At 64.9% G+C, this 13,162-nt stretch carries 12 protein-coding genes; 4 read left to right on the plus strand and 8 right to left on the minus strand.

What is annotated here, in order from left to right; translation table 11 throughout:
- Genes CMV14_RS16785 through CMV14_RS16795 form a run of 3 tightly spaced genes read right to left on the minus strand, consistent with a single transcriptional unit; the run spans position 1 to position 2,156 of the window.
- Positions 1-759, minus strand: coding sequence for an SDR family NAD(P)-dependent oxidoreductase (locus CMV14_RS16785; RefSeq protein ID WP_066969001.1), 759 nt, complete (start codon positions 757-759; stop codon positions 1-3).
- Positions 756-1,103, minus strand: a complete 348-nt coding sequence (locus CMV14_RS16790; protein WP_066969003.1) for an EthD domain-containing protein — start codon at positions 1,101-1,103, stop codon at positions 756-758. The genes CMV14_RS16785 and CMV14_RS16790 overlap by 4 nt, the downstream gene beginning before the upstream one ends.
- 30 nt (positions 1,104-1,133) lie before the next feature.
- Positions 1,134-2,156, minus strand: a complete 1,023-nt coding sequence (locus tag CMV14_RS16795) for a ferredoxin--NADP reductase (protein ID WP_066969005.1) — start codon at positions 2,154-2,156, stop codon at positions 1,134-1,136.
- 280 nt (positions 2,157-2,436) lie between these two features.
- Between CMV14_RS16795 and CMV14_RS16800 the strand changes: the two genes are divergently transcribed.
- The 3 genes from CMV14_RS16800 to CMV14_RS16810 all read left to right on the plus strand — a co-directional run bounded on the left by CMV14_RS16800 (position 2,437) and on the right by CMV14_RS16810 (position 7,651).
- Positions 2,437-3,639 carry an acyl-CoA dehydrogenase family protein gene (locus tag CMV14_RS16800; protein ID WP_066969007.1) on the plus strand — a complete coding sequence of 401 codons (1,203 nt, stop codon included), beginning with the start codon at positions 2,437-2,439 and terminating at the stop codon, positions 3,637-3,639.
- 83 nt (positions 3,640-3,722) lie between these two features.
- On the plus strand, positions 3,723-5,459 hold the full coding sequence (locus tag CMV14_RS16805; protein WP_066969009.1) for an FAD-binding protein: 1,737 nt from the start codon (positions 3,723-3,725) through the stop codon (positions 5,457-5,459).
- Positions 5,459-7,651 carry an alpha-ketoacid dehydrogenase subunit alpha/beta gene (locus CMV14_RS16810; RefSeq protein WP_066969011.1) on the plus strand — a complete coding sequence of 731 codons (2,193 nt, stop codon included), beginning with the start codon at positions 5,459-5,461 and terminating at the stop codon, positions 7,649-7,651. Before CMV14_RS16805 ends, CMV14_RS16810 begins: the two co-directional genes overlap by 1 nt.
- 59 nt (positions 7,652-7,710) lie before the next feature.
- On the opposite strand, the gene CMV14_RS16815 is transcribed toward CMV14_RS16810, so the two are convergent.
- The 5 genes from CMV14_RS16815 to CMV14_RS16835 all read right to left on the minus strand — a co-directional run bounded on the left by CMV14_RS16815 (position 7,711) and on the right by CMV14_RS16835 (position 12,003).
- Positions 7,711-8,136, minus strand: a complete 426-nt coding sequence (locus CMV14_RS16815; RefSeq protein WP_083216099.1) for a nuclear transport factor 2 family protein — start codon at positions 8,134-8,136, stop codon at positions 7,711-7,713.
- Positions 8,133-8,996: an alpha/beta fold hydrolase gene (locus tag CMV14_RS16820; protein ID WP_083216100.1), complete on the minus strand. Its 864-nt coding sequence runs from the start codon at positions 8,994-8,996 to the stop codon at positions 8,133-8,135. Before CMV14_RS16820 ends, CMV14_RS16815 begins: the two co-directional genes overlap by 4 nt.
- 5 nt (positions 8,997-9,001) lie before the next feature.
- Positions 9,002-10,129, minus strand: coding sequence for a 3-ketosteroid-9-alpha-monooxygenase, oxygenase component (locus CMV14_RS16825; protein WP_066969014.1), 1,128 nt, complete (start codon positions 10,127-10,129; stop codon positions 9,002-9,004).
- A gap of 203 nt (positions 10,130-10,332) precedes the next feature.
- On the minus strand, positions 10,333-11,190 hold the full coding sequence (locus CMV14_RS16830) for a helix-turn-helix domain-containing protein (RefSeq protein WP_083216101.1): 858 nt from the start codon (positions 11,188-11,190) through the stop codon (positions 10,333-10,335).
- A 78-nt stretch (positions 11,191-11,268) separates the two neighbouring features.
- Entirely contained in the window at positions 11,269-12,003 is a 735-nt protein-coding gene (locus CMV14_RS16835; RefSeq protein WP_202820864.1) for an SDR family oxidoreductase, read from the minus strand.
- A 194-nt stretch (positions 12,004-12,197) separates the two neighbouring features.
- On the opposite strand from CMV14_RS16835, the gene CMV14_RS16840 reads away from it, so the two are divergent.
- Entirely contained in the window at positions 12,198-13,097 is a 900-nt protein-coding gene (locus CMV14_RS16840; protein WP_066969021.1) for a VOC family protein, read from the plus strand.
- The last annotated feature ends 65 nt before the right edge of the window (positions 13,098-13,162 follow it).

A 13,162-nucleotide genomic window follows, 5' to 3' on the forward strand; every position in this document is an offset into this window, starting at 1 on the left:
CTACGCCTCCAGCCCGCTATCGTTGATGCCGACGCTGTAGCCACCGTCGACCTGGATGGTCTGGCCGGTGGTGTAGCCCGCCTGGGGATCGGCGAGGTAGAGCGCGGCGCGGGCGATCTCCCCCGCCTCGCCGAGCCGGCGGACGGCCGTCTTGCCCTCGAAATAGCGCAGCATCGCGGGATCCTCGACGAACGGCTGGGTCATCGGCGTCAGGATGGTGCCCGGCTGGATCATGTTCGCGGTGATCCCGTGGCGGCCCAGCTCGATCGCCAGGTTGAGCGTGAAGCCGGTCAGCGCATGCTTGCTGGCATTGTACGCGGCGAAGCCGGGATTGGTCAGCCGCACGCACACCGATCCGATGTTGATGATCCGTCCCGCTCCCGATGCCTTGAGCGACGGGATCGCCTTCAGGCACAGCTCGACCGGGCCGGTGACGTTCGTCGCGAAGGTCCGATCCCAATGGCCGCGGTCGATCTGCTCGACCGGGGCCATTTCGAACAGGCCGGCGGCGTTGACGAGGATGTCGATCCCGCCGAACGCGTCCCGCGCCGCCGCGACGATCCGCCCGGCGGCGTCCGGCGCGGCGATGTCGGCGGCAAAGGGGGTGATCGCCGGATGCCCATCCGCCCCGCCGCCGCGCGACACCGCGAGAACGCGGGCGCCTTCGGCCGCGAACAGGGCGGTGATCGCCCGCCCCATGCCGCTCGATGCCCCGGTGACGATCGCGGCGCGACCGGCGAGACGACCGGCGTCGCTCATGCGGACTGCTCGACCTCGACCGCGCACACCATCACCCGGCTGCTGTCGAGGAATTTCGCTTCGTCGGCGGCGACCTGCTCGAAAACGGCGGGATCGCGAAAGGCGCTGAACCAGCGCTCGCACGCAGCGCGGTCCTCGAACTCCATTTCGGTAACCACGTCGAAGCCGATCTGGTCGTCGTCGCGCTTGAAGGGTTCGTCGAAGTTCAGGAAATTGCGCCGATAGACCGCCATCTTCGGCGCCAGCCGGCCGACCAGCGGCGCATGCTGGCCTTCATAATATGCGCGGAATTCCTCGCGCGAAATGCCCGGCTTGCGGGACAGGAACGCCATCACCTTGTACATCCCCTCACCTCTTCCTGTTTGCCCGGCGGTTCAGAAGGTCACTTTCACCGCGGGCGAGCGGGCGATCGCCTGACACGCCAGGATCAGCCCCTCGGCCAGGTCGCGCGCGTCGAGCACCTGGTTCTGCTGCATGTCGACTTCGCCCGCGTCGAGCTGGCAGATGCAGGCCCCGCATGATCCGGAGCGGCACGAATAAGGCGGGCTGAACCCCGCCTCCTGCATCGCGTCGAGCATCAGCGTGCCACCGGCCCAGTCTATCGTCGCCGTCCTGCCGTCGAGGGTCAGCTCCAGGCGCGACGCCTCGGCGGCGGGTTGATCACGGCTGGGCACGCTCGTCACCGGCTGCGGGGCGGCGAAGACGAAGCGTTCGAGATGGACCTGGTGGCGATCGACCCCGAGATGGTCGAGCGCGGCCGCGACCGCATCCATATAGGGGGCCGGCCCGCAGATGAAATGCTCGCGCCCCGCCAGATGGGCCGCGTGTGCCGCCAGCAGCTTCGGGGTCGGCAGGCCCTGCACCGTCTCCAGCCAGTGGGTGACCGAGAAGCGATCGGGATAGTCGGCCGCCAGCTGGTTGAGTTCGGCCTTGAAGATCACCGAGCGTTCGTCGCGATTGGCGTAGAACAGCGCCACCTTGCCGGCGGGCTGGCGCAGCCGGTCCTTGGCCAGCGAGATGATCGGGGTGATGCCGCTTCCCGCCGCGAACAGCGACAGGTCGCGTGTCGCATCCCGCGCCACGAACACCCCGGCCGGGCGCATCACGGCAAGGCGGTCGCCAGTGCGCACCCTGTCGATCATCCAGTTGGAGACCGGGCCGAACGGCACCCGCTTCACCGTGATGCGCAGATGCTCGTCCACGCCGGGGACGCTCGACAGCGAATAGCAGCGCTCCAGTTGGCCTTCCTCGGTGGCGAGGCGCACCGTCAGGAACTGGCCAGAGCGATAGCCGAACTGGTCCGCCTTGTCCGGCGGCACGGCGAGGACGAAGGTCCGCGCATCGTCGATCTCCTCGACGACATCCACGACTTCGAGCGCATGATAATTGTCGCTCACCCCACGCCCGCTCCCACGCCTTTGATCGATGGCCGGATTGTCTCAGCGGGGGCGTTGCGGCGGAAGGCGCATAGCCTTGGCCAAGCTGCGCAGAGCATTGCCAATCCGCACGCGCGCGATCGGCACCGCCGGGCGTCAAGGCTCAAAACGCTCATGCAGTGATCGGTTTGTCACAAGCTTGCCCAATGCCGTCGCTGCGGCGGCGGATTAAGTTCTTCCTCAATCTGCGACGGCATCGCCCGAGGGGCATCGGCCGACGGCAAGGAAGGATGGAGCGTCTATGGTGGAGGCAGCTTTGAAGGTGGTAGAGGGCGATATTCCGTCCGCGGCGGAGTTGGTGGAGCGCGCCCGCAAGCTGATACCCGTGCTGCGCGAACGCGCAGCCGCGGGCGATGCGGCGGCCAATGTCGTGCCCGAGACCATCGAGGACATGAAGAAGGCGGGCCTGTTCCGCGTCCTCCAGCCCAAGCGCTGGGGCGGCTATGAGATGAGCCCCAAGACGTTCTACGACGTCCAGATGGCGCTGGCCGAGGGCGACATGTCGGTCGGCTGGATCTACGGCGTGATCGGCGTCCACAACTGGCAGATCGCCCTGTTCGATGACCGCGCCGCGCGCGAGGTGTTCGAGAACAACCCCGACGCGATCATCGCATCGACCTACATGCCAAAGGGCAAGACCGAGGCGGTGGAGGGCGGATATCGCTTCTCCGGCCGCTGGCAGTTCTCAAGCGGTTCCAAGCATGCCCAGTGGTTCTTCCTGGGTGGCCTGTTCCCCGGCGCGGGCGAGGGTGTGCCCAATATGGGCACCTTCCTGATCCCGCTTGAGGATGTCGAGATCGTCGAGACCTGGGACACCCATGGCCTGAAGGCGACCGGCAGCCATGACGTGATCGTCAAGGACGCCTTCGTCCCCGACTATCGCACCCACACCCATCGCCAGGGTTTCGAGATCGACAGCCCCGGCAATGCGGTGAACACCGGTCCGCTCTATCGCCTGCCCTTCGGCCAGGTGTTCCTGCGCTCGGTGTCGACCGCCTCGATCGGCGCCTTGCAGGCGCTGCTCAACGAGGTGATCGCCTTCGGCAGCGGCAAGCTGGGCTCGTTCGGCGGGCGGACCTCCGAGAACCCGTTCGCGCAGCTGGCGGTGGCCGAGGCGGCCGCGACGATCGCCGATCTCAAGAATACGCTCTACGCCAATTTCGACCATATGGAACGACATGCCGCCGCCGGCACCGTGCCCGCGATGGAGGACCGGCTGCGCTTCAAATATCAGTCGTCCGAGGTTGCGAGCCGGTGCGCGGGCGTCGCTGCCAAGCTGTTCCGCGTCGCGGGCGGCAGCGGCCTGTTCCTTGAGAAGCCGTTCGCGCGCATCCTGGCCAACATCGAATCCGGCGGCCAGCACCAGGCGAACAGCTACGAACTGTGGGGTGCCAATTTCGGCGCCTCGCTGTTCGGCGCGGAAAACCAGGACATCTTCCTCTGACAATCCCGATCGGCGCCCGCTTCGGCGGGCGCCGGCAGACTGACCATCCGGCCGCCGCTCGCGCGGCCCGCGAGAGGATCGACATGAGTTTCATCGTAGCCGATGCGTCCGAATATGATGTGGTCGTGGTGGGATCGGGCGCCGGCGGCCTGCTGGCGGCGATCCGCGCGCATGATCTGGGCCTGCGCCCGATCGTCATAGAGAAGTCCGATCGCTATGGCGGCACCTCGGCGGTTTCGGGCGGAGCGATCTGGATTCCCAACAACGCCTTCCTCGGCGATCAGGACAGCCCCGCCAAGGCCCTCGGCTATCTGGAGAAGGTGACCGAGGGCAGGGTGCCGACCGCCAAGCTGGAACGCTACGTCCAGATGGCGCCCGAGATGGTGGCCTATCTCAAGTCGCTGGGCATCGAATATTACACCAACCCCTATATGCCCTATCCCGACTATTATCCGTTCGTGAAGGGCTCGCTGCCCGGCGGCCGGACGATGCTGGTCAGGCCGATGGACGGCGGCGCGCTGGGCGAGGAGTTCTTCCGCCTGCGCGAGAGCTATCCCGAGTTCAAGATGTTCGACAAGATCGCGCTCGACCTGCTCGACGGCGGGATCATCCTCAACCGGGTCAAGGGCTGGCAGAAGGTCGTGCTGCGCACCCTGTGGCGCTACTGGACCGACCTGCCCTTCCGCCGCCGCACCCACCGCGACCGGCTGCTGACGATCGGCAACGCGCTGATCGGCGGCCTGCGCAAGGCGATGATCGATCGCGGCATCCCGCTGGCGCTCAACACCGCGATGACCGGGCTGGAGACCAGCGGCGGCAACGTCGTCGCGGTCCAGGCCAGCGCGCAGGGGCGGCCCGTGCGGATCGGCGCGGGCCGGGCGGTGATCCTCGCCTCGGGCGGCTATGAGCAGTCACAGCAGATGCGCAACGAGAATTTCCCGCAGGCGACCGACCCGAGCTGGAGCGCCACGCCGCGCGACAACAATGTCGGCGATGCGCTGACCGCCGTGCGCGAGATCGGCGCTGCGGTCGAGTTCCTCGACGAGGCCTGGTGGGCGCCGACCGTCAACATTCCTTATCGCCACGCGCCCAACATTCAGCGGCATCAGGCCCTGTTCTTCGAACGCGGCTATCCGCACAGCCTGGCGGTCAACCGCCTCGGCAGGCGCTTCACCAACGAGATCTGCTCCTATCACCAGTTCGGCAAGGCGATGCTGCGCGACAATGCGGAGACCGGCGCCAACCTGCCCTGCTGGCTGATCTTCGACGCTGACTATCGCGAGAAATATCCGCTCGGCGGCCTCCAGCCCGGCTGGAGCCTTCCCGATCGCAAGGTGCCCCCCGACTGGTTCGACACCTTCTTGTACAAGGCCGAAACCCTGGCCGGGCTTGCCGCCAAAATCGGCCTGCCCGTCGACACGCTGGCGGCCACGGTGAGCCGCTTCAACGAATATGCGCTGAAAGGCGAAGATCCCGATTTCGGGCGCGGCCAGAATGTCTACAATCAGTTCTTCGGCGATCCCAACCACCAGCCGAACCGCAATCTCGGCCCCATTGCAAAGGCCCCCTTTTACGCGGTGCGGATCGACCTGGGCGATCTCGGCTCGAAGGGCGGCCCGCGCACCGATGAGGAAGCACGCGTCCTGCGCGAGGACGGCACGCCGATCAGCGGGCTCTACGCGATCGGCAATTGTTCGGGCTCGGTGATGGGCCCGGCCTATCCCGGTGCGGGCGCGACGCTCGGTTCGGCGATGACCTTTGCCTACGCCGCCACCGCCAACATCGCCCGCAGGAACAGCGTTCCGGAGGCGGCCGAATAATGGCGACCCACGACGATCTGACCCCCATGGCCCCGTGGCGCGAGATTCGCGTTACCGACGCCGACTGGGATGCGGCCGATCCCGCCCTGCTCGGCACGATGCTGACCGATCTGCACCTGATCCGCGCCTTCGAGGAGAAGGTGCTGCAGCTGGCGGCGCAGGGGCTGGTACATGGCCCCGCTCATAGCTCGATCGGCCAGGAGGGCGGCGCGGTCGGCTCGATCCGGCCCTTGCGATCCTCGGACCATATCAACGGCTCGCATCGCGGCCACCACCAGTTCCTTGCCAAGTCGCTGGCCCACCTGGCCGATGCGATGTCGCCCCGCGCAGCGTTCGACGAGCCGGTACGCGAGTTGATGCAAAAGACACTGGCCGAGATTTGCGGCCTCGCTCAAGGCTATTGCAAGGGGCGCGGCGGATCGATGCATCTGCGCTGGCTGGAGGCCGGCAACCTGGGCACCAACGCGATTGTCGGCGGCGGTGCGCCGCTCGCGGCCGGATCGGCTTGGGCGCACCGCCATGCGGGCACCAGCGACGTCGCGGTCAACTATCTGGGCGATGGCGCGATCAACATCGGATCGGTGCTGGAATCGATGAACCTGGCGGCGGCATGGAAGCTGCCGCTCTGCTTCTTCATCGAGAATAACGTCTATGCCGTGTCGACCCATGTCGACGAAGTGACCGCCGAGCCGCGCCTGTCCTCGCGCGGCCTGGCTTTCGGCATCCCCTCGTGGAAAGTCGATGGCATGAACCCCCTCGCCGTTCATCTGGCGATGGAGGAAGCGCTCGATGTGATGCGCAATGGTGGCGGCCCGACCATCATCGAAGCCGATTGCTATCGCTTCTTCCACCAGAATGGCGCGCTGCCCGGCAGCGCCTTCGGTTATCGTTCCAAGGAGGAGGAAGCCGGCTGGCGCGCCCGCGATCCGCTGGACATGGTCGCCGCGAAGATGCAGCAGCGCCAGCTGATCGGCGAGGAGGAGGTCGCGGCTTTACGCCGCCGCTGCCTTGCGCTGATGGATGAAGTGGCAAGCACGCTGATCGAGGATGCGGGCAACGGCAAGAGTCGCATCGTCCCCACCCTGTGGCCGCCCGCCGAGTTTCGTGACGTCGGCATCCGCGGTGACCTGTCAGAGTTCGACGGAGTCCGTTTCGAGGAGCTGGAGAGCTTCACAGGCGCGATCATCCCGGACCAGAAATATATCACCACCGTGGCCGACGTGATGCAGCGACGGATGTCGCAGGATTCGCGCATCGTGATCATGGGCGAGGATATCCACCGGCTGAAAGGCGGCACCAACGGCGCCACCCGGGGTCTTGCCGATCAGTTTCCCGATCGGGTGCTCGGCACGCCGATCAGCGAGAACGCCTTCTGCGGCCTCGCCGGCGGCATCGCCATGGATGGCCGCTTCCTGCCCGTGGTCGAGCTGATGTACCCCGATTTCCTGTGGGTCGCGGCCGATCAGATCTTCAACCAGATCGCCAAGGCCCGCCACATGTTCGGCGGCGAAAGCGCGGTGCCGTTGGTGATGCGGATGAAGGTGGCAATGGGCACCGGCTATGGATCGCAGCATTCGATGGACCCGGCCGGCATCTTTGCGACATCGGTAGGCTGGCGCATCGTCGCGCCTTCGACGCCGTTCGACTATGTGGGCCTGATGAACAGCGCGCTGCTGTGCCGTGATCCGGTGCTCGTGATCGAGCATGTAGACTTGTACAACGGCAAGGGCCCGGCCCCGGCCGAGGATTTCGATTACTTCATCCCGCTGGGCAAGGCGAAGGTCGTCAGGCCGGGCAGCGCGATGACCATTCTCACCTATTCAGCGATGGTGGCCCCCACCCTCGCCGCGATCGAGGAATCGGGGATCGATGCCGAGGTGATCGACCTGCGCAGCCTTGACCGCGCCGGCCTCGACTGGGAGACCATCGAGGCGTCGGTCCGCAAGACCAACAATGTCCTGATCGTCGAGCAGGGCTCGATCGGCACCTCCTATGGCGGCATGCTGGCCGATGAGGCGCAGCGCCGGCTGTTCGACTGGCTCGACCAGCCGATCCAGCGCGTCCATGGCGGTGAGGCGTCGCCCAGCATCTCCAAGGCGCTCGAAGCGGCCGCCTGCGCGAACAAGGACGATGTCGCCGACGGCCTGCGCCGGGTGATGCGCGACCAAGGCCGCCTGCTCGCGGCGGAATGAAAAAGGGGCTTCCGGCACATACCGGAAGCCCCTCCCCTATTCCGACGTCATCGGCGCGATCAGGAGCGCGCTTCCTCGATCCAGCGCATCGAGGCGATCCTCCACCCCTGCGGCGTGCGCACCAGCCTGTCGGCATAGCGGCCATAGGCGCGTTCGATCACGTCCGATCCCTTGTCCTTCATCATCGCGACGATCGTCCAGCGCGCTTCGGCGCTGTCGCCGTCGACGGCGACGAACGGGGTGTGGATGGCGTGCCAGAGCCAGCTGCGCACCGGGCTGATGCCATCGACCAGGAAGCCGATGATCGCATCGCGCCCTTTAAGCAGGCCGGCGCCATAGTCCGCGGTCGCATCGGCCGTGAAGACCGCCATCAGCGCCTCGGCCGCGCGGACCGCGTCGATGGGGAGGAGGTCGGCGCCCTCGCAATACAGCGCCTTGAGCGACTGGATCGCCAGCACGTCGGCCACGGCGGCCTCCGCCATCATCCTTGCTCCGCCAGGAAGGCGAGGCAGGCGCTGTTGAACAGCTCGGCCTCCTCGATCATGAACCAATGGCCGGCCTGGTTCGATATGATCACCCGGCAATGCTCGATCTTCTCCTGCATGATGAAGGCGTGGTTCACCGACAGGAACTGGTCATGATAGCCCCAGAAGGCGAGCACCGGCACCTTGATCTCGTGCAGCCGCTCCCACACCGGACGGTGGATCGCGCGCGTGTATATCTCGATCGGCTGGCTCTGCGCGATCGGCAGGCGTTCGGAGATCACCTGATCGGTCAGGTGGCGCTCGTCCTTGACGATCAGCTTGAGCAGTTCGCGGAAGCTTTCCCGGGTGAAGTTCTGCGGGCCCTTGGCCACCGCCGCGACCATCGCCTGCAATCCGGGTGAGAACGGCCGGGTGCTTTCCTCATGGACGCCGCCCGGCGCCATCGAGATGATCTTCGGCACCTCGTTGGGATATGTGAGCGCATAGGCGTGGCCATAGAAACCGCCCAGTGAGTTTCCGACCGGGATGACCTGACTGACGCCCAATTGCTGCATCAGTTCATGCAGCATGGAGACCTGATTCTCGGTGCTGTAGTCGAAGTCGCGCGGCTTGTCCGAATGGCCATAGCCCAGATAATCGACCGCGATCACATGATATCCGGCCTCGGCCATCACCGGATAATTATGGCGGAAATTGCTGTAGCCGCTGGCGCCCGGCCCGCTGCCGTGCAGGAATAGCAGGCTGGGCCGGCCGTTCGGGCGGTTCAGCTCATGATAGTGGAGCCGATATTCGCCGTTCCACACCCGGGCGAACTTGCCTACCGGAAAGGCCGTGTCCAGCACGGGCGCCTCGGTCGCCATGCTGCTCACTTGTTCTTGAACTTGGCCTGGTCGGCCGCCCAGCGCTCGAGCGGCACGGTCAGGTCCATGTCGAGGTGGAAACGCTCGGTCATCTCCGGCTTCACGTCGGCGACGTCGACATAGAATTGCTCGTACCAGCGGCGCAGCTGGTAGATGGGTCCATCGAACTCCGACAGGATCGGATTGTCGACCCGCGTCTTGGCCTTCCACAGCTCGACATCCTGGAAGAAGGCGTCGACCGCGGCCTTGCCGAACGAGCGGCCCAGCGCGATGCTCTCCTCCTCCGAAACGCCCTCGACCCGCTTGGTGGTGACGCCGGCGTGCAGCATGAAGCTGTTGGGCGACACCGGGTAATGCGCGTTGATCAGGAACAGCTCGACCGGCTTGCCCAGGTAATCGGCGGTCTGGTTCACGATCATGTAGGCCGGGCCGTAATAGGTCGCGGTGCTGCGGAAGTCGAAATCGCTTTCGGAGGTCTCGACCTCGCCGAAATTGACGTCCTTGCGCGCTTCGAACCACGCGTTCTGGGTCGCCATGTGGCGGTCGAAAATATTCTCGAAGCGGTTCACGCTCCAGCCGTGGACATAATAGAAATGGGTCGCGTCGGCGGCGTTGTCGATCAGTTCGCGGCAGTTGGTCGGGATGTGGATGGTCTGCCATTCCCAGGGCAGCGTCTCGCCGTTCATCACCGCGTCGATCGCAGGGATGGCGACTTCGGGCGGGGGCGGATTGCCCTCCGGATCATTATAGATGAAGACCTGTTGGTTCTGCTCCATCACCGGATAATGCTTGATCCGGGCCTTGCGCGGGATGCGCGGCGAATAGGGGATGTGGGCGCATTCGCCCTGGCCGTTCCACTGCCAGCCATGGAAGGGGCAGGCGACATTGCCGTCGACCAGCGTGCCCGTTCCCAGATCAGCGCCCATATGCGGGCAATAGCCATCGAGGGCAGCCAGCGATCCATCGGCCTGCTGGAAGATCACCACCTTGCCGCCAAACGCCTGCAGCGTGTGCGGCTTGCCGTCCTTGAACGGTGCGGCGAGCCCCATGCAGTGCCAGCCCCTGGCGAAACGCTGGGGCGGCAGATCGCCCCCCGCCTGGCCGAAAATGGTCCCTTCGCTCTGGTAATTCATGCTCACCCTACACCCGCTGCGGTGGATCTCCGCAGGCGGAAACCGACGATGGCGTCGGCGCCGCTGCTGTAACCCCCGGTCCTAAAACTGCGATAAGACTAGCGGTTTTGGCGGGGCGCTACAGCGCGGGGGCTTTTAGCGATCGGTGCATATTGTGTGAAAATTGATCGGGGGACGTCCGATACGGCCGCCCCCCGACGGGATCACTGGCGGAAGCGGTAGCGGTAGCCGCTCGGCGTCTCGCCCGAACTCCGCTTGAAGGTCGAGGAGAAGGTACTCGAATCCGCGAAACCAAGCCTGTAGGAGATTTCCTTGAGCGGCAGATCGGTCTCGGCGAGCAGCGCCTGCGCCTTCTTCAGCCGCAGTTCCTCGACATATTCGTGAACGGTCTTGCCCGTCGTCTTCTTGAACGAGCGGCGCAGATGCGCTGCGCTGATGTCGCACAGGTCGGCGATATCCTCGATGCTCGGGCAGCGGTTGGAGAAGCTGTCGACATATTCGTAGATGCGGTTGAGATCGGCCTGCGACAGGCGGCCGTCGCGGGTACGGACGCGTAGCGGCTCCTTCATGTCGCCGAAGTAGCGGGCGATCTCGATTGCGATCACCGTGGCCAGAGATTCGACCATCAACGCGCTCGCAAAGCCCGGATCGGCCGCCTCGGCGCCAAGCCGTTGTATCGCCTGTTCGATGCGCAGATTGCGGATGTCGAAGCAGCGGGCCAGTTCCTCGTTGCTCCAGTCGGACGAACCCGTCCAGACCTTGCGGAACCAGCTGGCATTGAACCGGCACATGATGTTCCGCGTCAGTTCATTGTTGTTGGCGGATGCAGTCTTCACCTCGACATCGGCCGGAAAGAACATCAGCTGGCCGAAATTGTGGAGATCGCCCTCCGCCAGGCGCGCCGCCACGCTCACCTGCGCCGGAAACGGCCGGTAGCGCAGGATGAAGTCATGCTCCAGCTCGCGAATCTGCTCGCCGGCGCTCCAGCGATAATCGAGCACCTGGATATCGATACCCGGCACTTCCATATGCGCCGCCACGTTAAATGCTCGTGCGGACATTTCTCTCTCCCTCCAACGCGCGGCGACCGTTACGGCAGGGTTTTTATTATCTTATCGTCGTAAATCGTCTGCAGCTCGTCAAATCCGACAGCCACCGCTCGCTTCTATTGTCTGGGCCGTGACCCAACTGGCCTGTTCCGACGCCAGGAAAGCCACGACGTTGGCAATTTCTTCTACCGAACCTAATCTACCCAGCGCCGTGAGTCCATGGACATAGGCTTTGGTGTCCTCCGACAACCAGCTGGCGTTCATATCGGTATCGACGATGCCAGGCACCACCGTGTTGACCGTGATGCCGCGAGCGCCGAGTTGCTGGGCCAGGCCCAACGCCATGTTCTCGATGCCCGCCTTGGTGAGACCGTACACCGACACCTCGGGATATGCGACCCGCGTGCAGTTCGACGACAGGTTGATGATCCGGCCGCCTTTGCCCATCCGCTCGATCGCGTATTTGGTGACGAAATAGGTGCCGCGCAGATTGGTGGAGACCACCTGCTCGAACATCTCCTCGGTCGTATCCTGGATATGGGCGCTGATCAGCGTGGCGGCGTTGTTCACGAGGATGTCGACCTTGGCGTCGCGCGCGTCCAGCGCGGCGAACATTGCCTTGATATCGGCCATGCTGGAAAGATCGGCCTGCACTGGAAAGGCTTGGCCGCCCGCCGCTTTGATCGCGGCAACGGTCTCCTCGGCAGCCTTGGCGTCACGGCCGTAATGGATGGCCACGGTGGCACCGTCGCGGCCCAGCCGCTCGGCGATGCCACGCCCGATACCGCGGCTGGCACCCGTCACCAACGCGGCCTTGCCGCTCAATCCACTCATCCACTCCCCTCCGAGGTCCATTCAACTTCGCGCAGTCTACTCCTATGCGCAGGCGGAGCGAGCCGCCAGACTGGCTGCGCGCTCCGCCCATATGTTGCTCATTTTGCCAATATGCCAGCCATGTCTCGCCGGGCGCCACGGCCCTAAATCGAGCTCGAAGAACCGTGCATATCGGGATGAGGGCCATGGGAATCAGCGAACTGGGTTATATCGTCGTGCAGGCGGCCGACATCGGCAAGTGGCGCAGCTACGCCGAGCAGGTGGTGGGCATGCAGGCGGTCGATGCGCCCGGCGGCGGGCTCTACCTGAAGATCGACCGGCGCAACCACCGCATCCTGGTGATCCCCGGCGACCAGGACCGCTATGTCGCCTCGGGCTGGCTGCTGCGCGACCGGGCGGAACATGACGCGTTCCGCGCCCGGCTCGAAGGGTTCGGCGTCGCACTGACCGACGGGACTTCCGAGGAAAGCGCACTGCGCAAGGTGCAGGGCTTTTTCTACTTCACCGATCCCGGCGGCAACCGGCACGAAGCCGGATGGGGCCCGATCTCCAATTTCCAGCCCTTCGTATCGCCAATCGGCAGCGGCCCGTTCGTCACGGGCGAGTTGGGTCTTGGGCACACGGTGTTGCCCGCGCTCGACATCGAGGCGACCCTGGATTTCTGGACTCGGATCGTCGGCTTCGAAGCCTCGGACAAGTTACTCCAGCCGATCACCCCCGATCTGTCAGTCCAGCTCTATTTCCTCCACTGCCGCAACCCGCGCCAGCACAGCTTGGCGCTGGCGCAGATGCCGAGCGAGGTGGGCTGCGTGCACATCATGCTCGAATATGCCGATTTCGACGATGTCGGCCGCGCTCTGGACCGGCAGCAGGCCCATAATATTCCGCTCGCCATGACCCTGGGCAAGCATGTCAACGACGACATGATATCCTTTTACATGATGACCCCGGGTAAGTTCATCCTCGAGCTCGGCTGGGGCGCGCCGCCCAAGCAATGGGATGAGGAGATCTTCTTCGAGACGACTCTGGGGTCCCACTGGGGACACAAATGGGTGCTGCAGGATCCCGATTTTCAGCTCGATTGAGCGGCAGTGAAATCATGCGCCGAAATCGAAAGAGATCGCTCGAATATTAAAAATAAGGCTCGCCA

It is taken from the genome of Rhizorhabdus dicambivorans, assembly GCF_002355275.1.
In the GTDB taxonomy this organism is placed as follows: Bacteria; Pseudomonadota; Alphaproteobacteria; order Sphingomonadales; family Sphingomonadaceae; genus Rhizorhabdus; species Rhizorhabdus dicambivorans.